This window comes from Robiginitalea myxolifaciens (genome assembly GCF_900115205.1).
Lineage (GTDB): Bacteria > Bacteroidota > Bacteroidia > Flavobacteriales > Flavobacteriaceae > Robiginitalea > Robiginitalea myxolifaciens.
On the sequence record NZ_FOYQ01000002.1, the window covers coordinates 987,784 to 1,005,489 of the forward strand.

The following is a 17,706-nucleotide window of genomic DNA, read 5'->3' on the forward strand; positions in this document are numbered from 1 at the left end:
GGACCTTTGTTTTTAAATCACAGATATGAAACCGCTACTCATTTTAATTACCGTTTTTGTCATTTCTTTTTTGGCACACAAAATCTTCACCGGCAATTTTGAATTTGCCCTGTCCGGAAGAATTGCCCTAGCCGTAATGCTTTTATTCACTGCGCTCGGCCATTTTTTATTTACAAAGGGAATGTCCATGATGTTGCCGGGATTTGTACCCTTTAAAACAGCCATCGTTTACCTTACCGGGGTTCTCGAAATCGCGGCAGCCATAGGGCTTTTCATTCCAAAATTCAGGGTATTTACCGCCTGGTTCCTGATCGTTTTCTTTATAATGCTGTTGCCCGCAAATATCTTTGCGGCGGTTAAACACATTAACTATCAGCAAGGCACTTTTGATGGTAATGGTCCGGCTTATCTCTGGTTTCGGGTGCCTTTGCAAGTACTCTTCATTGTCTGGACGTATTTGTCTGCAATAAAATTTGGGTAAACCCTTAATTTTATAGCATAACCGATGCGGTGAATCATAAATACGCTCATCACATTTTTTGGGCCTTGTCCCTCTTGGCGATTGTAGTAGGTGCATTTGCCGGAAATGCGACCGTAGACGTAAATATCCACGACACCTACTTCGTAATGGAGAAACGATATTTTGCCTATGCGCTTGCTGTACTATTTATGTTATACGGCACAGGATATTGGGTCATTTACAAGGCCAAAAGATACCCCTCTAAGCTCCTGTTTGATTCACATCTGGCGATTACTTTGTTATTGCCATTATTGGCATGGATCGCTTTGCGTATGAAAAGGGATACGTACCCCGGGGAAGACTACCAACAATTCCTACGGGATATGGACTACGATCAGAACTTGATAATGATAGCAGCGGTTCTTCTTTTTATCACCTTGGTGGGCCAGCTACTCTTTCCTGTAAATCTTATATGGAGTCTGATTAAGGGTCAAAAACACAATTCCTAAATTTCCGGGTCTTAGGAGTAAAGCCTAAAATCGGTCGGAAAGACAGGAGAAAATGTTACTTTTCATAAATAAAGTGCTCGATATCATTGAATTGGAAATTGAGGAGTAATTCCACTCGAAAATAGCCAGATCAGTGGGCCTGGTGGAAGTCCCTCATGGACGGTTTTGCCAACTATTCGGGTTATCTTGTAAAAAACAACTATGAAAAAAGGAATACTTATAATTCTCCTAAGCATCTTGGTACATGGGATTGCATCGGCACAAACCGAGTTTGACCTGGACCCTTCACAAAGCATGATCATGACTGGGAAAGGACCCGGTCAGGACGCGACCATTAACCCCTACTTTGGTCAGGACTGTTACGCCATAGTCAAAAATTTGGGCAAGCGGAAGTTTTCATTCCGAATCCAGCAGGATGGAAAAATCATTCAGGAAACGACCGTGTTAAAAGGAGAATCTAAGCGGGTCAAGCTTTTAAAAGATCACGAACTTTATCTGGATCCCAATCCGGAAGGGAAAACCAGAGCAAGCGTAGCTTATGAACCTTTGGAAGAGTAGTGTGAATAGCTGTGGCTTTATGAGATTTTTCAATGCAACAAACATGCTTATGGCTTGCTTGCTGCTTTGCACCTCTGTTGTTGCCCAAACCTATTACGTATCCTCTTCGGCTTCCGGAGGTGGGGTTGGAACGGAAAAGGATCCGTTGACTCTGGTCGAAGCCTTTTCAAAAGCTCGGGCAGGACACACATATTGGGTAAAAGCGGGTAACTATGGGGCCGCCCAACTCAATCTCATGGTTTCCGGGACTCAGGAGAATCCTATCATCTTCGAAGGGTACCGGGACAAGCCTGGAGATTTGCAATCCACTTCCTCTTGCTCAATTTGTACAACTACGGAGCCGGATACCGCGATAGCCCCCACACTTACCGGCACAACGACTGACGGCAGTCCGGATCAGGATCAGGGGATCCGGATAAGTGGGGCATTCATCCACTTTAAAAACTTTGCCTTCCGTTATTATAATCGCCCTTTTGAAAGTTCAGGTAGCAACAATCAGATCAGCAATCTTTACATCTTCCAACCGGGGAATCACAATGTCGCTGAAGTAGCTCAATACTTATTTTCCCCTGCATTTCCCAATGGTGGATATACCGGATACGGGCTTCGTCTGCAAGGAGATGGTATCCAAGTCAGAAATTCAAGAGTGGTCAATGCTGGTGCAGAGGGCGTCCGCCTGACCAATTCCAAAAAGCCCAGGCTGCAAAACATAGAGGTTATTTGCACCACAGGCAAAGGGGTCTATACCAATCATGCTTCGGCCGACGGAAATATTACTGATTATCACTTTCTGCTCGGCCATGACACGGCCGACGGAATCTTCGAGAATATTACCATTACCAATCCGGAAGGAGCAGTGTATCCCGGCCATGGCTTTGCGGTAAAACCACTGGAAGGAAAAGGTGCAACCAATCACCTCATCGATGGCTTTACCGTGACCAATACCCTGATTGAGACCCAATTCCCCGATACGCAGTACATTGTCTTTAGAAATGGTGAGATAAACTCTACCGATACCGATGCGCGGCGGGAAATTCACGGGGCCCGGATAGCCAATGCCTCCCAATTCATAACGATTGAGAACACCGTTTTTAATGGCGCCAGATTCATGTCCTGGGGATGGGATGAAGCCTTATTTGCTTCGGAGTATCAATATGCAGCAAGAGATGTGGCCCTTTTGAATTGCCTGTTTAACAATACCAATGACACCCCTTATTCTGCATTTGCCATAGCCTTTAATTTCCCACGTAACACGTATCTCACCGAAAACATTACCATAGATCACGTTACGGTCTATAACTACTATTACCTCTGGGAAACCTCAAAACCTAACAAGAATATCCGCTTGAGTAACCTGGTGGTCGACGGTATAAAACAATTCAACGTGAAGCGCGGACCCGGGCAACAGTACCCGTTGGATGCTGATTTTACCAACTCTAATTTCTCCAATGGAATTACCCCTCCCCAGGGCAGTGGTATTACTCGTAAAGCACCATTATTTGCAGATCCGAGTAATGGTGATTTCACCTTAGGGAACTCCGATTTACTAAAAAGTTCGCTGCCAACTCCCAATTTCGAAGGAGACTTGGATATTGGATTTCTAAAAAATCGTGAACAATAGTTTATGTCAATAACCAAAGCATATCCTTGCGCTACGTGACCCATATCCGAAATATATTTACAATTGTACTAGTAATCTGTTGCTTCAACATGAATTTACACGCGCAAAACATAGCGGATCTCCGTTGGAAAAACAGGGTCCTGATCGTTCACACCAATGGCGATTCTGCTGTAAAATTCACCCAACAGCTGCGAGAATTTGAAGGTGCAGACAGCGAACTAAAAGAACGAAAACTAGTTCTTTATGCGATCAAAAAGGATCAATTGAGTTTTACGAGTTATCCGGATGGAAAATCAAATTATGAGGCAGAAATTCCTCCAGATTTTCTGGGTAACTATCGCAATCCCAAAGAGGATTTTGAAGTACACTTAATCGGTCTTGACGGAGTAATAAAACTGCGTGAAAAAAACATAGTTACCCTGGAAAAGCTTTTTGCCATTATCGATGCCATGCCTATGCGCCGCAATGAAATAAAGAACTGAGAGAGCCATGCCAGAAATCATAGACCTTAGCCAGGAGATTTTTGAGGGGATGCCAGTGTACAAGGACCTTCCCCAGGTAAAGATGAGCGTACATAATTCCCATGAGGAGTGGAATGGGGAGACAAACCCAGTAACCCGGACTCCAGCAGTCCATAAATTGGAATTGGGAGAACATACCGGTACCCATGTCGATGCCATTAACCATATGGAAATCCAGCATGTTGGGAAGTCCATAGATACCATGCCGCTGGCTATGTTTTACACCGAAGGGATCTGCCTGGATTTTTCACATAAGGATTTATGCCAATTAATCAAGCCCGAAGGGTTGGAAGCGGCCTGCCAGCATGCAGGACTGGATATTCAGGCAGGTGATACGGTTCTCCTTTATACCGATCACTATCGCAAGCATTTTGGAGGAAAAGACTGGGGGAACGGTCCGGGATTAACCGCTGCAGCAACCCGCTGGCTGGGAGAAAAGAAAATTGCCGCTTTTGGGGTGGAAACCATGTCTCCAGGTGTTCCTGGAATCTCCAACAAAGAGGTACACCATATCTGCGGGGAATTGAATTTCACCCATTACGAAAACATGGTCAATCTGCATTTACTCATTGGCCGGGGGCGCTTCAGATTTATTGGCTTGCCTTTGAAAATTAGAGGCGGAACGGGCTCGCCAGTGCGGGCCGTGGCGGTTTTTGAATAAATTCCGAATAGTGTTGAAAAAACCAGGGTAAAGGCCTTAACTTGAATCCTTGGGTTACCGCTTACAAAAAAGTATGAAGCATTTAAAATATCTAATCCGGGAAATTATCTCAGTGATTATCGGTATTCTGATTGCCCTTTCGGTGAGCAATTGGAGGGAGGAACAAAAGGATCAGCAATACCTCAGACAGATTAATAAGTCCATTAATCTTGAATTAGAAGAAAGTCTGGAGGACATTGCAGCCAGTATTCCTAAGCAGCAAACACTGATTGATAGTATTGGCTATTATATGAATGACGAATCGATCTCTATTTTCGAAATCATCACGCGTTCTGGTGGCATTCAAAGACCTACAATCATTACAAGCTCCTGGAAGGCAATCGCAAACACAAAAATTGAATTAATTGATTTTGAACAAATTGCGACGCTAACGGAAATTGAAGAATCCAAGGATTTAATTGAATTGAAATCGGAAAAGTTAGTCGATTACATCTTTGAGAATCTTAAGTCGACGGATCCCGAAAAGAAAGAAATATTCTTTTTATTCAGTAAGGAGATGCTCAGTACTACAAAATATACGTTTACCGAAGTAGAAACCTATCTTACTAAAGTTCGGGAAGAAGAAGTCCAATACAAGTGAACTTGAATAGTAAGCAGCTCTTGTATATCGGTATTTTTGGTATCACCGCCTTGACTATTCTGGTCGATTTTGTTGCTCCCGGCACCTCCTATGAAAAGGAAATTCAGGAAGTCCGTAAGACGCTTCAGCGTTATTATAATGCCGGAGGGAATTACCATTACTCGTATAAGGTGATAACAGCAGATCATGAATTCCTCATTGATGAAGACCTTGTAAAATCAGCAATCAAAGGACAACTTGTCGGCTATACAATATCCCCAATATTTAGTCAGACAAATTGGTGTCGATTGCCCGGTAGTACGCAGAAATCCTATCACTCCTTACGTCTGGCCTCAGGACTAATATTGCCGCTGATATTTCTACTGGTACTATTTATCAGCTTCCGATTCAAGAAGCGCATTGGGACCCTGGTCTTCATACTTCAAATTTTAGTGCTAGCAGATCTCATATTCCTCCTCTCATAAACTTTCCCACTGAAATCAGACAGCAGGATTCCCCCTGATTGAATTAAGCTTTTTACTAACTTACCAGGAACACGTTTCAACCTGACAAAATGAAAAACAAGTTCCTGCTTGCACTACTCCTGCTTTGCCCGTGCGCTGCCTTATTGGCTCAAACCTATATCACCAATGTTACTGTGGTCGATGTAGAGAAAAAACGCCTGATTCCCAATCAAACGGTTGTGGTAACCGGTAACGAGATCACCGACATTAAAAAAAGTAACAGGATCCGGGTTCCGGAGAATGCACAGATAGTCGATGGCTCGGAGGGATACCTCATTCCGGGCATGGTAGATGCCCACATCCACTTCTTTCAAAATGGCGGGCTGTACGCTCGGCCCGATGTGATAGACCTGCGTGCCTACCAATCGATAACCGATGAAGTTGCCCTGACCAAGAGCGATATGGAAGGGAAGCTGAGGCGCTACCTTAAAAACGGAATCACCACAGTGATCGATGTTGGTTCCACCTACAGTTTTTTAGAGCAACGCAAGGAGTTTACCGATAAGTCCCATGCCCCGAACATCTATGTTACGGGCCCGCTCCTGACCACCTATAAACCTTCAATCTATGAAGAATACGGTCCAAATGATACACCCTTTACGCTGACCACAACAGTTGAAGAAGGTATTGCAGGCGTTCAGGAGCAATTGGAACACAATCCTGACTTTATCAAAATCTGGTATATCGCCGGGGCCGATGGTCTCAGTGTTGCTGAAAGCGCTCAAAAGAACTTGCCTATTGTCAAAGGCATTATAGAAGAAGCCCACCGCAATAACCTTAAGGTAGCCGTTCATGCCACCCAGCGCGTGACAGCCCAGCTGGCTGTAGAAAATGGTGCGGATTTCCTGGTCCACAGTGTCGATGACGAAGTACTGCAGGAGGATTTCATTCAACTGATGAAGCAAAACGAAGTAGTCCTCTGCCCTACCCTGATTGTTTCTGCTGGCTATACCAACACCTTTGGGCAACGCCTCGAATTCAGCGCTCATGAACTGCAAAATGCCGATCCCTATCAGCTAGGTTCTCTCTTGGATCTAAGGCACTTATCGGATACCACAGTTGTGGAAGGCTACCGCCAATATGCAAATGCCCCCACAACACTCGCTCGTGGGAAACGAACGGATTCCATCAGTAAAATAAACCTCAAATTACTCTCCGATGCCGGGGTGACCATCGCAACCGGTACCGATGCTGGAAATATTGGCACCCTGCACGCTTCCTCCTATTTATCCGAATTGCAGGCAATGCAACAAAGCGGGATGAGCAACTGGAAAATCCTGGAGGCTTCGACCCTGAACGGCGCTAAAATCTTGGATTTGGAAGACAAAATGGGATCTGTTGCTGTGGGCAAAACGGCTAATTTGGTCCTTCTGAACGCCAACCCCATAGCAGATTTAAAGAATCTGACCCAAATAAACACCATCATTAACAAGGGAGAGGTGATTAACCCGAAGGAGCTCCTGAAAGACAGCCCGGAGGATCTGGCCCAAAGGCAATTAAATGCCTATAACCTCCGGGATATTGATGGCTTCCTGGAGCCTTACGCGGAAGACGTAGAGGTATATTCCTTCCCGAATACGCTGCTTTACACCGGAAAAGAAATAATGCGTCAGCAATATTCTGGGATGTTTGCAAATACACCTAATCTACATTGCGAACTTAAGGGAAGAATCGTTCAGGGAAATGTCGTTATCGACCAGGAACGGGTGCGTTTCGGTTCTTCCTTTGTCGAAGCCATCGCGATCTACCACATTGAAGATGGAAAAATTAAAAAGGTATACTTTGTTCAGTAGTCTGTTATGAAAAAAATATATCTCGTTCTCGCTGTTATAGGGTTCATTGCCCCGAGCATACTTGTGGCCATAGAATCAGTTGAAACCGGAAATATTTTGCTCTATACCCAACCCGCAGCAACCCTGGAGGCCATGTTCAGCAACCGGATTTCTACCATCTTTATGATCGATTTACTGTTCGCAGTACTGGTTTTCTTTATCTGGACGTATGCCGACAGCAAAAAGAATGGTGTACGAAATATTGGTCTTGTCTGGCTACTAACACTACTCTTGGGGCTTGCAGGTGGCTTTCCTTTGTATCTCTATTTGCGGGAAAAGGAAAATTGAAAAACGCGCCAGGACCATTAGACTCCCACTATGAAAAAGCCATTCCCATTTACTTCTCAAAAGGAACGGCGTTTATGGATGTGGGCCTTCTTGACGATGTTGGCGATTTTCGCCACCTTATTTCTCGGGGGTCGGGTTATTGACTTTATGGTGAACAAGCGCATTATTGAACAAAGCACGTTCTACCTTTTCCTGCTGCTTGTATTCGCCTTTATTCTTAGTGGATTTAAAAATCTGAACCGACGATACGAGTATTGGATCTATGCCGGTGCGTTGGCCGTATTTGCCATGGCCGTGCTGCGCATGGGACTCTCGGTGTCCGAACGCTCGCATATGGTGGAATATGGTTTGCTAGCAATTCTGATCTATAAGGCGCTAATGGAGCGCAAAAAACAAGATGACGCGGTGACATACCCATTTCTGTTTGCTATAGTCATCACGGGAATGATAGGTACAATAGATGAGTGTATCCAATATTTCTTACCTTATCGTGTCTTTGACTTCTTCGACATTGGGTTTAATTTTTTCGCTGCATTTCTGGGTGTTTTTATCAGTTTTGGCACCCACAAGGCAACCCACTTTATTGAGAAGTTGAGGACTAAAAAGTAATTCTTCCATGCCAAATGCCCGATACCTCCGAACTACCTCATTATTTCTCTTCTTCATTGCATCCTTAAACTTCTTAGCAGCCCAGACCTATCAGGGTAGTTCAGAAGATATTGACGCAATTCTATCGAATATCAGGAATTTTTCGACCTCGGTCATGAATGGGGATACCCAAGCCATTGGGATGGCATACACCGCTGATGCAAAAATTTTTCCCAACAACAGGGACATTATCACAGGTCGGGAAGCCATTATCGGTTACTGGACCCTCCCTGAAGGTCTAAGCACCAAGTATCATAAAATCACTCCTGAGGAAATAAATGTTTTGGGGGATGAAGCCTATGATTACGGATATTACGAAGGAACCACCCTACGCGCAGACGGATCGGAATCCAGTTGGAAAGGGAAATATGTAATCATTTGGAGGAAGGTAAAAGGGGAATGGAAAATATATTTAGATATCTGGAATGCGATAAGGGAATGAAAAAGTTTATGACTACAAAGTATCTATATCTCCTCCTCCTGCTCATCCTTAGCAGCTCAACATATGGGCAGAACAAGAAGGCGGAAATGATGGAAAAACTCGATTTCCTGGTGGGTGAATGGATAGGGACTACCCGGATATATGAAAATGGAAAAGTAACCCGGGAAGGTGCAGCATACGAAAAGATCTCTTACGATCTGGAAAAGAACATCCTGGTTATTGAGCTCAATACAGAATTCCTGCAACTTCATACAATAGTCCTTTTTAGTGAAGAAGATCAGAAATACCATTATCACCGGTTTGCGAAAAGTGGCGCAGCAGTTTACCCGGCCGAATTGATCGACGGGCAACTGGTAGTGATGCCCAACGAAAACACCCGCTTCTTTTTTAGAAGCACCCCCGAAGGAGGCTTCCGGGAATACGGAGAACGCCGTATCGACGGTACCTGGGTCAAAACCTTTGAAGATACATTTACCAATACTCAGTAAATGAAGCAGGGAAGCCTTTTACCGATAGTGTTCCTGCTTATGTTCTTACAAGGTATTAGGGGACAAAACATCTTCCGCACGGTTTGTAGCGGCGATCAAGTTCGCTTGGACAGTATGCTAACTACTACCTCTATCGACACCCTGGACAGGCGCGGGAGAACCTTATTGCACTGGGCTGTGGCATGTAAGCAATCGGAAGTATTGAATAACTTACTAGACCGGCAAAAGGACACCGAATGGCAGGCCAGGCATGGCGGGGCCTTACTGGAACTTATTGTCTTTTACGATAATGAGCCAGCCATTGAGAAACTGATACAGGCTGGGATTAATATCAATCAAAAGAATACACGAGGAAGCACCGCCCTGGAAATTGCCCAGCGCCTGGGAAAAGAAGAAATCGCGAATGCTTTGCTCCTGAAGGGTGCAGACCCCGGTCTGGTGCGTAACTATGAGCTTAAAGGAAGGTATCTGGGGCAGGTTACCCCCGGGTCAACGCCCGAGCTTTTTGCTCCCAATTTCATTTCTACCGAAGAACAGGAATTTGGCTCTGTCTTTAATCGGGCCGGCAATGAATTCTATTTCGGAGTGGATATTGGTTCCCGCAATGAGATACGCCGCTCGAAGATGGAAGGGAATCGCTGGAGTAAGCCCGAAGTAATCGTTGCTCATGAAAAATATGGTTACAACGATCCTTTCCTCTCCAATGACGAAGAACGCCTGTATTTTATTTCGAATCAGGCCTTAGATGGCGCCGGTGAGCCTAAAGATATCGATATCTGGTATTGCGAGAGAACCGACGAGGGATGGTCGGAGCCTATCAATGCCGGCAGTAATATCAATACCCCGGAAGATGAATATTATATCTCCTTCGCCTCAGCAGGGACCATGTATTTTTCCTCCAATGGCCACCCCCGGAGCGATTCTTCAGATACAGATTCCACCCGTACCGACCATGATATCTACTATTCTGAGTTTAAGCAAGGGGAATTTCAACCCCCGGTTCGCCTGCCTGAATCGATCAATACCGCAGCTTATGAAGCCGATGTCTATATAGCACCGGATGAATCCTATATTATTTTTTGTTCGACCCGGGAGGAAGGATTGGGTGGCGGGGATCTTTACATTAGTTTTAAGGATGCCAATGGAACGTGGTCCGAGGCTATAAACATGGGAGATGACATCAACTCCGACGCCTATGAATTCTGCCCCTATGTGACGCCAGATGGAAAGTTTCTCTTCTATACCAGCAATATGGACATTTATTGGGTGAGTACGACCGTTTTAGAAGGAATGCGGAACAACTAATCGATTATAATGTACCATGAAAAATCATTCTGACCTTTCTGACGAAACCTTTGAGCATCAATTCCGAAGTGGTAGCCTGAATCCCGCGCTATTTTCACATGAAGCCCATTTGAGAATAGCCTGGCTGATGATAAACAAATATGGCATTGCTGAATCGCTGCAATTATTCCCCTTACTTCTCAAAAATTACGTGAGCATCTTAGGAGCAGCAAGTAAATACAATGAAACGCTAACCGTGGCCGCTTTAAAGGCTGTATATCATTTTATGGCCAAGTCCAATAGTAAAGCGTTCCCTGAATTTATCGAGGAGTTCCCACAATTGAATTTTGAATTCAAGAGATTAATGCGTTGCCATTATAGTTTTGATATCTACAACCTACCTCTGGCAAAAACTAATTATCTGGAGCCTGATTTAATTCCTTTTGACTAATCTGTTCAAAAAATGAGATGACGAAATTTACGGATTCATTTTATCCAGCTCCCAAGGGTTTGCCTCATAGTTTTGGTAGTGAGTTGCCCAATTTATCGTATACTTAAGAGTCGCCTGAATTCACAATAAATTTTTACTCGCAATCCCAATTGAAAAAATTCCTCACAAATCTCTGGATCTGGGCGGTTATCGGACTAACCATTCTGGGGTTCGTCTTATTGAACTTTGTTCTTCTGGGGGACGGAAGGAAGGATGTTCCCGACAATATCAAACCATATTTCCTGGGACTGGGCGTTTTATTGGTGCTTCCCATGGTGATTGTGATTGTACGAAACAATCGATTCATTAAAAATGCCGAGAGAAAAGAAACGAGGCGGAAAGAGCAATTAATCCGAACCGGTAAAAAAGTCCCCGTAAACCTGGATGAAGTAAAGATTCATACCAATAGTTATTTGCAGGAAGTGGAAGTGGGAAGCGGCTATGCCCGCAGAAATGAAACCGTAGACGTCGATCACAATGTTATCCTCCTGGAAATACCTTATGCAAATGAGGTGATTAACTACCGAATTGATGTGGGAATGGATCCGGAGCGGCTCAGAATGCATTTGGCAATAAAAGGAGAAACTATCTTATATGTTGATCCGAATGACCCGAACAACCATTATCTGGATTTAAAATTTTTAACCGAATGAGAGGATTCGCAGAACGGCTTCAAGGCGGCCACCCTAATTCGCTGGGCGATACAGTTGCAGTGGTTGAAGAGATACTGGCCAACAATGAGCTGTTCGACGAGTTTTTCAACTGTTATTTCAGCGATGATGAAGTAGTTCGCCTTCGCACTTCAAATGGTATGAAGCGGATCTGCAAAGCAAATAAGTCCTTGCTTCTTCCCTATCTGGACAGGTTTTTGGACGAGATTTCGCAAATTGATCAGGCTTCTACCCAATGGACCTTGTCCCAACTCTTTGAAGTCCTGGTTAGCGATATGTCTGCCGGTCAAATCAAAAAGGCAACCCGGCTAATGAAACACAATCTCGCCAATCACAACGACTGGATTGTTCTGAATCAAACCATGGTAACTTTGTCCCAGTGGGCCAAAAAAGATGAAAACTTAAAAAATTGGATAATTCCGCAGTTGCAAAGACATAGCGCCGATCCACGTAAGTCGGTTTCGGGCAGAGCGATAAAATTGCTAAATACTCTTGATTCTTAGCTAACCAAATAAATTGATGAAACGATTCATTTCAATACTAAAAAAGGTCCTGGGGTTTACCCTTATTCTAATACTGGCCCTACTTGTGATTGGCTACTTCTACATTCAAAATGAAATAGAAAAACTCTCGGGCCAAAAAACACCTGTAGTCAACACTGATGCTATTAGTCCTCTTCAAGGTGCATTAGCCATAATAGGGGTTAATATTATATCCTTCGAAATGGATTCGATTCTACCCAATCAGACCCTCCTTATTACTGGCGATCGAATCGAATTCGTTGGAGCGACCACGGACCTGAATCCAACTTATGAGGTGGTTAATGGCGAAGGCAAATATGTAATTCCCGGGCTTATCGACACACATATCCATCCGTATCAAAGCAAGAACGACCTGTTGCTGTATCTGGCCAATGGTATTACCCATGTCGCCATTATGAATTCCTGGGATGGCTTGTACTTGAAATGGCGTGAAGAGGCCAAAAATGGAGGGCTTAGTCCGGACATCTTTGTAGCCGCTGGGCCGATGAATACCGCCCGCGACATCCGCAGTAAAATTTATGGCCGGCTTGGACCAATTCCAGTTTATAATGATCCTGAGACTACCCAACGCGCCGTCCGCGAATTCAAAGCATTGGGTTATGATGGTTTAAAAGCCTATAGTCTGGACAGGGAAAACTACCTGGCGCTCTCAGAGGAAGCCGAACGGCAGAACATCCCTATGCTCGGCCATGTAACGCCTGCAATCTCCTTATCAGAACTCTTTGAGTCCAACCAATCACAAATTGCACATGTCGAAGAGATTACAAAAGCCATAGAACGGGAATTTGGTGGCCGTTCAAAGATCTATTATGAAAATACAGAAGCTTATCTCGACTTCGTACGGGCAAAGGCCGATGAAATCGCTGTGCTGCTAAAGGATAAAGACATTACTGTGTCTACCACTATCGATGTTTATCCGCGCGCCAAAGCCCAGGATCTCGATCTGAATTCGTATCTCAAGTCTATTGAATTGGAATACCTCAACCCGGGAATATTGGAAGGCTCCATTTTTAATCCCGGGTGGTTACCTGGCGGGAATCGCTATGAAGATCCCTGGAATACGGATCCTGAGGGTATTAAAAGGGCGGAGCTTTATTGGGATACCTATACCGAAGCTGTCAACATAATGACCCGGGCCTTGTTTCGCAACAAGGTCAGGGTAACTGTGGGTACAGATGCTGGTAATCCGGGAATTATTGCCGGGTTTTCGATGCACGATGAAATGGAACAATTATGTAGGATCGGAATCGACGAATTGGACGTACTCAAGGCGGCCACCGTACAGGGTTCTCAATGGTTAAATGCAGGATCCGGAGGCATTGCGCAAGGACAGCAAGCAAATCTGGTACTATTGGATGCAAACCCCTTGAATGATATTCGAAACACACGAAGTATTCATGGTGTGTTGATTAAAGGGAAATACCTCTGTAAATCTCAGTTAGATGAACTTCTGGCACGAGTTCGTAATGCCAACCGGGAAAGCAGAAAAGTAAGTATCACCCAATATTTAGAATAATTGAAATCAACAAAGATTCTCACTTGTTTTACAGTCTTCTGCTGCTTTGTCTTACAAGCACAGAAATTTAATCTAGATTTTGAGAATCAGGCCCATGCCGATTCATTGTCGGATGGCTGGATACAATGGGGAGACTACGATCTGAGTATCTCGGAAGACGCATTCTCAGGAGAGCGATCGGCGAAAATTAGCTCCAACAAATCAGGTAACTCGTTTGGTTCAATCGCCTGCAAAATACCCGCCAGGTACGAGGGACGTACCATAAGGCTGGAAGGATACATGAAAATCAAGAATGTAGAAGAGGGCTACGCAGGCCTATTGTTACGTGTCGATGGTAATGGGCAGTCTTTGGTTTTCGATAATATGCGGAATCAAAATGTTACCGGTACCCGGGACTGGCAGAAGTATTCAATTTCCCTGAGTTACCCGAAAAATGGTGAAACGATCATAGCTGCCGGAATATTAACGGGTAAAGGAGAAGCCTGGTTCGACAATTTTACCGTAACTATTGATGGCAGGGATATACAAGGTCTGGCGGAAATAGAACGCAATTTACCCCGGGCTTTGACGGATAAAGAGTTTGATAGTGGTTCTCAGATTGACTTGCCTGAATTAACAAAAGAGGACGTAAATCGGTTGGAATTACTGGGTCGGGTTTGGGGTTTCCTGAAATACCATCATCCGGCTATAGCTTCAGGAAATTATAATTGGGATTATGAGTTGTTCCGGTTTTTACCTGGCTACCTGGCAACAGAAAGCAACGAGGAATCAAACCAATTATTAGTACAATGGATTAAGTCCCTGGGTGAAGTGCCCCGATGTAACCCATGCGCAAAAGTGGATAAAAATGCTTTTGCAGCAATGGATAAACAATGGATAACAGAACAACATAAGGAACTTCGTGACCAACTCCTACATATCTATAAAAATCGGGTAACGGGAGGGCATCATTATATATCCATGGCTCCCAATGTGGGAAACCCAGTTTTTGAGAATGAAAATCCTTATCGGGCTATGTCGTATCCGGACGACGGTTTCAGACTGCTTTCCCTGTATCGCTATTGGAATATGATCCATTACTTTTTTCCCTACAAGCATTTGATGGATGAAGACTGGGATGGAAAGCTTGAAGAATATATTCCCAGATTCGCAGCTGCAGCCAATGAGCTTGCATACGAACAAGCAGTTTTACAAATCATCGGCGATATTCAGGATACACACGCAAATCTCTGGGGAGGCGGGGATAAAATCGATGCATGGAAGGGTGAAAATTATCCTCCATTCCACCTTCGCTTCATTGAAAATCAACTAGTGGTAACCGAATACTACAATACTGAAAAGCAAGATAACACAGGAATCCAGCCGGGGGATGTTATCACTAAGATCAATGGGGTTCCTGTAGCTCAGCTTATTCAGGAGAAACAAAAATTCTATCCTGCCTCCAACCCTTCGACGCGTATGAGGAACATGGCACCGGAACTGCTGCGTTCCAATGCTGACTCCACAGTTATCGAGGTCTCCACCATGAGAGGAGTTAGTGAGAATAAGACTATTGATCTATTTCCCGCCGATAGTCTGAACTTGTTCAACTGGTATCCGGAAAGCGGCCAAAAATCGTATAAGTTATTAGCGGATAATATTGGATACATAACGCTTCAAACCATTCAACAAGACGATATCCCAAAAATCAAAAATGAATTCAAAGACACTCGCGGAATCATTATCGATATCCGCAACTACCCGGCAACATTCGTTCCGTTTACCCTGGGCTCCTTCTTTACTTCCACCCCTACTCCTTTTGTAAAGTTCACTCAGGGTAGTATCGATAATCCGGGACAGTTTACTTTCACCGATGATCTTTACATACCCAGTGAAGGAAGCTCCTACCCGGGGAAGCTCGTTGTCCTGGTCAACGAGCTCACACAAAGTCAGGCGGAGTATACCACAATGGCATTTCGCGCTGGAGACAACACCACAATTATTGGTAGTACCACGGCGGGAGCAGACGGAAATGTTTCTTCCATAGTCCTTCCGGGTGGGCTTCGAACACTTATCTCAGGCATAGGCGTATACTATCCCGATGGAAGGGAAACACAGCGCGTTGGCATCGTACCCGATATCACTGTACATCCAAGTATCGAAGGAATTCGAAACGGGCGGGATGAATTATTGGATAAGGCCATTGAACTGATCTTGAACAATTAGATCCATAAACCAGCTACCCGGAATGAAAATCCTACTACTCGGAGCAACAGGACGAACAGGTCGCTTGGTATTGCAACAAGCGCTTTCTTCCGGATTTGAGGTAAACTGCCTGGCGCGAAATTCCACTAGGATCCAAAAGCGTATTGGGTTGGAAATTTTTGAAGGTAATCCGACCAAAGCCGCGGATATTGAACGAGCAATCCAAGGGTGCGATGCGATAATTAGTGTCTTGAACATCTCGCGTACTTCCGATTTTCCATGGGCACCCCTTAGAACTCCAAAGACTTTCCTTTCCGAGACAATGTCCTCCCTAATTTCAACGGCCAGGAAGATGAACGTTCGCCGAATTGCGATATGCTCGGCGTGGGGTGTGGCAGAAACCCGCGAGGATATACCCCTATGGTTCAAGTGGCTTATTGAAAAAAGCAATATCGGAGTGGCCTATCGGGATCATGAACGTCAGGAGCAAATTCTGTCCGTCACAAACCTGGACTGGACTATCGTACGTCCTGTGGGGCTAACCAATACCCGAAAGGATCAAGAGGTATTGGAGCTATTTGGTGGTAATGATAAACCCAAACTGCTGATATCTCGCAAAACCGTTGCTAACTTCCTCCTCAAAAGCCTGAAACGCAATGAACTAATTGGAAAAAAGGTAGTAATTTCAAAGACTTAGTTTGTTATGTCCATCCAATTAAAAAGCCCAAGATTAAGCATCTCCCCTCTAGAATTTTCAGATCTGGAAGATGTACATCAATTGCACCTCCTTCCGGAGACAGATAAGTACAATACCCTTGGGATTCCAGAAAGCCTGGAGCAAACGGAACAGATCGTAACCGCATGGGTGAAGGAGAACGAGACTCCCGATGACAACAGAACCTTTAAGATCCATTTACGAAGTGATGCTGCCTTTATTGGCCTTATAGCTCTAGCAATGGGGAAACCCAAATTCCGTAGTGCCGAGGTCTGGTTAAAGCTACATCCCAATCATTGGAATCAGGGCTATGCCACCGAAGCCCTGAAAACCCTGATCGCATTCGGGTTTGAAACGTTAGACCTGCATCGGATTGAAGCGGGTTGCGCAGTTGATAATGTTGGAAGTGCTCAGGTCTTATTAAAAGCCGGAATGCAACAGGAAGGGACCAAACGCAGTGTTCTTCCCTTAAAATCCGGCTGGTCCGATGCCCACATTTTTGCAATAATCAGAGAAGATTCATGATCAAAACCGAAAGCTTTGAGCAAGTCGAAATCACTTCAATACATGAGATAAGGGATTGGCTATCAAGAAACTATACTCAAGAACAAAGTGTTTGGTTAGTTACTTACAAAAAGAATACCCCCGAAAAGTATGTTTCCCGATGGGATGTTCTCGACGAGCTCCTATGCTTTGGTTGGATCGATGGAATCCGGAGAAAGCTGGACGATACGCGTACCATGCAACTCATTTCGCCCAGAAAGGTGGAACACTGGGCCAAAACGTACAAAGAAAGAGCTGCACGATTAATAGAAGCTGGTAAAATGCACGAGAGCGGATTGGCCTCCATTCAAAAATCTAAGGCCGCCGGACTATGGAACTTTATGGATGATGTAGACAACCTCATCATTCCTGAAGACCTGAAAGATGCACTAAGCAAAGAGGAAGGGGCTTTATCATTTTTTAGTGCCTTAAACGATTCAAGTTTGCGATTTGCCCTTCGCTGGCTCAAGCTATCCAAAACAGATACCACGCGCCAAAACCGAATTAAAAAATTGGTATTGCTTTCCAGCCAGGGAAAAAAACTGCCGGGTAGTTGACAAGAAGTAATAACTTTAGAAAAAGCGTAATAC

General features: G+C 44.5%; 22 protein-coding genes. All 22 read left to right on the forward strand.

Annotated features, from left to right (window positions below; genetic code table 11):
* The first annotated feature begins 25 nt into the window (after window positions 1–25).
* The 22 genes from BM318_RS12415 to BM318_RS12520 all read left to right on the forward strand — a co-directional run bounded on the left by BM318_RS12415 (window position 26) and on the right by BM318_RS12520 (window position 17,673).
* Window positions 26–481 carry a DoxX family protein gene (locus BM318_RS12415; RefSeq protein ID WP_092982905.1) on the forward strand — a complete coding sequence of 152 codons (456 nt, stop codon included), beginning with the start codon at window positions 26–28 and terminating at the stop codon, window positions 479–481.
* Window positions 482–510: 29 nt separating this feature from the next.
* A complete protein-coding gene (locus BM318_RS12420; RefSeq protein ID WP_092982906.1) occupies window positions 511–969 on the forward strand; it encodes a hypothetical protein in 459 nt (152 codons plus the stop codon).
* 201 nt (window positions 970–1,170) lie between these two features.
* Complete coding sequence (locus BM318_RS12425) at window positions 1,171–1,527, forward strand: hypothetical protein (protein ID WP_092982907.1); 357 nt, start codon at window positions 1,171–1,173, stop codon at window positions 1,525–1,527.
* A 19-nt stretch (window positions 1,528–1,546) separates the two neighbouring features.
* Window positions 1,547–3,148, forward strand: a complete 1,602-nt coding sequence (locus BM318_RS12430) for a hypothetical protein (protein WP_092982908.1) — start codon at window positions 1,547–1,549, stop codon at window positions 3,146–3,148.
* Between the two features lie 89 nt (window positions 3,149–3,237).
* Window positions 3,238–3,630, forward strand: a complete 393-nt coding sequence (locus BM318_RS12435) for a DUF4174 domain-containing protein (protein WP_092982909.1) — start codon at window positions 3,238–3,240, stop codon at window positions 3,628–3,630.
* 7 nt (window positions 3,631–3,637) lie between these two features.
* Window positions 3,638–4,330, forward strand: a complete 693-nt coding sequence (locus BM318_RS12440; RefSeq protein ID WP_092982910.1) for a cyclase family protein — start codon at window positions 3,638–3,640, stop codon at window positions 4,328–4,330.
* Between the two features lie 73 nt (window positions 4,331–4,403).
* Entirely contained in the window at window positions 4,404–4,970 is a 567-nt protein-coding gene (locus BM318_RS12445) for a hypothetical protein (RefSeq protein ID WP_092982911.1), read from the forward strand.
* A gap of 2 nt (window positions 4,971–4,972) precedes the next feature.
* The gene (locus tag BM318_RS12450) at window positions 4,973–5,434 is read left to right on the forward strand and encodes a hypothetical protein (RefSeq protein ID WP_245759831.1); all 462 of its coding nucleotides are present in this window, start codon (window positions 4,973–4,975) and stop codon (window positions 5,432–5,434) included.
* 89 nt (window positions 5,435–5,523) lie between these two features.
* On the forward strand, window positions 5,524–7,266 hold the full coding sequence (locus BM318_RS12455) for an amidohydrolase family protein (RefSeq protein WP_092982912.1): 1,743 nt from the start codon (window positions 5,524–5,526) through the stop codon (window positions 7,264–7,266).
* A 6-nt stretch (window positions 7,267–7,272) separates the two neighbouring features.
* Entirely contained in the window at window positions 7,273–7,593 is a 321-nt protein-coding gene (locus BM318_RS12460; protein WP_092982913.1) for a DUF2834 domain-containing protein, read from the forward strand.
* Window positions 7,594–7,623: 30 nt separating this feature from the next.
* Window positions 7,624–8,202 carry a VanZ family protein gene (locus BM318_RS12465; RefSeq protein WP_092982914.1) on the forward strand — a complete coding sequence of 193 codons (579 nt, stop codon included), beginning with the start codon at window positions 7,624–7,626 and terminating at the stop codon, window positions 8,200–8,202.
* Between the two features lie 7 nt (window positions 8,203–8,209).
* Window positions 8,210–8,683 (forward strand): YybH family protein, encoded by a 474-nt coding sequence (locus tag BM318_RS12470; RefSeq protein ID WP_092982915.1) that lies wholly within the window; start codon window positions 8,210–8,212, stop codon window positions 8,681–8,683.
* On the forward strand, window positions 8,680–9,171 hold the full coding sequence (locus tag BM318_RS12475; RefSeq protein ID WP_092982916.1) for a hypothetical protein: 492 nt from the start codon (window positions 8,680–8,682) through the stop codon (window positions 9,169–9,171). Before BM318_RS12470 ends, BM318_RS12475 begins: the two co-directional genes overlap by 4 nt.
* A complete protein-coding gene (locus BM318_RS12480; protein ID WP_218155001.1) occupies window positions 9,172–10,476 on the forward strand; it encodes a hypothetical protein in 1,305 nt (434 codons plus the stop codon).
* 16 nt (window positions 10,477–10,492) lie between these two features.
* Entirely contained in the window at window positions 10,493–10,906 is a 414-nt protein-coding gene (locus BM318_RS12485) for a hypothetical protein (RefSeq protein WP_092982917.1), read from the forward strand.
* Window positions 10,907–11,055: 149 nt separating this feature from the next.
* Entirely contained in the window at window positions 11,056–11,598 is a 543-nt protein-coding gene (locus BM318_RS12490) for a hypothetical protein (protein WP_092982918.1), read from the forward strand.
* A complete protein-coding gene (locus tag BM318_RS12495) occupies window positions 11,595–12,119 on the forward strand; it encodes a hypothetical protein (protein ID WP_092982919.1) in 525 nt (174 codons plus the stop codon). The genes BM318_RS12490 and BM318_RS12495 overlap by 4 nt, the downstream gene beginning before the upstream one ends.
* Window positions 12,120–12,339: 220 nt before the next feature.
* Window positions 12,340–13,674 (forward strand): amidohydrolase family protein, encoded by a 1,335-nt coding sequence (locus tag BM318_RS12500; RefSeq protein WP_218155002.1) that lies wholly within the window; start codon window positions 12,340–12,342, stop codon window positions 13,672–13,674.
* Window positions 13,675–15,879 (forward strand): S41 family peptidase, encoded by a 2,205-nt coding sequence (locus tag BM318_RS12505; RefSeq protein ID WP_092982921.1) that lies wholly within the window; start codon window positions 13,675–13,677, stop codon window positions 15,877–15,879. It abuts the gene before it with no gap.
* Between the two features lie 22 nt (window positions 15,880–15,901).
* Window positions 15,902–16,555 carry an NAD(P)H-binding protein gene (locus BM318_RS12510; RefSeq protein WP_092982922.1) on the forward strand — a complete coding sequence of 218 codons (654 nt, stop codon included), beginning with the start codon at window positions 15,902–15,904 and terminating at the stop codon, window positions 16,553–16,555.
* Window positions 16,556–16,561: 6 nt separating this feature from the next.
* Entirely contained in the window at window positions 16,562–17,098 is a 537-nt protein-coding gene (locus BM318_RS12515) for a GNAT family N-acetyltransferase (RefSeq protein ID WP_092982923.1), read from the forward strand.
* Window positions 17,095–17,673 carry a YdeI/OmpD-associated family protein gene (locus tag BM318_RS12520; RefSeq protein ID WP_092982924.1) on the forward strand — a complete coding sequence of 193 codons (579 nt, stop codon included), beginning with the start codon at window positions 17,095–17,097 and terminating at the stop codon, window positions 17,671–17,673. The genes BM318_RS12515 and BM318_RS12520 overlap by 4 nt, the downstream gene beginning before the upstream one ends.
* The last annotated feature ends 33 nt before the right edge of the window (window positions 17,674–17,706 follow it).

Excerpts from the sequence above, each read along its gene's own strand:
- BM318_RS12495 (WP_092982919.1), top strand. The coding sequence starts at position 11,595 with ATGAGAGGATTCGCAGAACGGCTTCAAGGCGGCCACCCTAATTCGCTG.
- BM318_RS12515 (WP_092982923.1), top strand. The coding sequence starts at position 16,562 with ATGTCCATCCAATTAAAAAGCCCAAGATTAAGCATCTCCCCTCTAGAA.
- BM318_RS12480 (WP_218155001.1), top strand. The coding sequence starts at position 9,172 with ATGAAGCAGGGAAGCCTTTTACCGATAGTGTTCCTGCTTATGTTCTTA.
- BM318_RS12470 (WP_092982915.1), top strand. The coding sequence starts at position 8,210 with ATGCCAAATGCCCGATACCTCCGAACTACCTCATTATTTCTCTTCTTC.
- BM318_RS12445 (WP_092982911.1), top strand. The coding sequence starts at position 4,404 with ATGAAGCATTTAAAATATCTAATCCGGGAAATTATCTCAGTGATTATC.
- BM318_RS12465 (WP_092982914.1), top strand. The coding sequence starts at position 7,624 with ATGAAAAAGCCATTCCCATTTACTTCTCAAAAGGAACGGCGTTTATGG.
- BM318_RS12485 (WP_092982917.1), top strand. The coding sequence starts at position 10,493 with ATGAAAAATCATTCTGACCTTTCTGACGAAACCTTTGAGCATCAATTC.
- BM318_RS12500 (WP_218155002.1), top strand. The coding sequence starts at position 12,340 with ATGGATTCGATTCTACCCAATCAGACCCTCCTTATTACTGGCGATCGA.
- BM318_RS12440 (WP_092982910.1), top strand. The coding sequence starts at position 3,638 with ATGCCAGAAATCATAGACCTTAGCCAGGAGATTTTTGAGGGGATGCCA.
- BM318_RS12520 (WP_092982924.1), top strand. The coding sequence starts at position 17,095 with ATGATCAAAACCGAAAGCTTTGAGCAAGTCGAAATCACTTCAATACAT.
- BM318_RS12475 (WP_092982916.1), top strand. The coding sequence starts at position 8,680 with ATGAAAAAGTTTATGACTACAAAGTATCTATATCTCCTCCTCCTGCTC.
- BM318_RS12435 (WP_092982909.1), top strand. The coding sequence starts at position 3,238 with ATGAATTTACACGCGCAAAACATAGCGGATCTCCGTTGGAAAAACAGG.
- BM318_RS12430 (WP_092982908.1), top strand. The coding sequence starts at position 1,547 with ATGAGATTTTTCAATGCAACAAACATGCTTATGGCTTGCTTGCTGCTT.
- BM318_RS12460 (WP_092982913.1), top strand. The coding sequence starts at position 7,273 with ATGAAAAAAATATATCTCGTTCTCGCTGTTATAGGGTTCATTGCCCCG.
- BM318_RS12425 (WP_092982907.1), top strand. The coding sequence starts at position 1,171 with ATGAAAAAAGGAATACTTATAATTCTCCTAAGCATCTTGGTACATGGG.
- BM318_RS12510 (WP_092982922.1), top strand. The coding sequence starts at position 15,902 with ATGAAAATCCTACTACTCGGAGCAACAGGACGAACAGGTCGCTTGGTA.
- BM318_RS12455 (WP_092982912.1), top strand. The coding sequence starts at position 5,524 with ATGAAAAACAAGTTCCTGCTTGCACTACTCCTGCTTTGCCCGTGCGCT.
- BM318_RS12415 (WP_092982905.1), top strand. The coding sequence starts at position 26 with ATGAAACCGCTACTCATTTTAATTACCGTTTTTGTCATTTCTTTTTTG.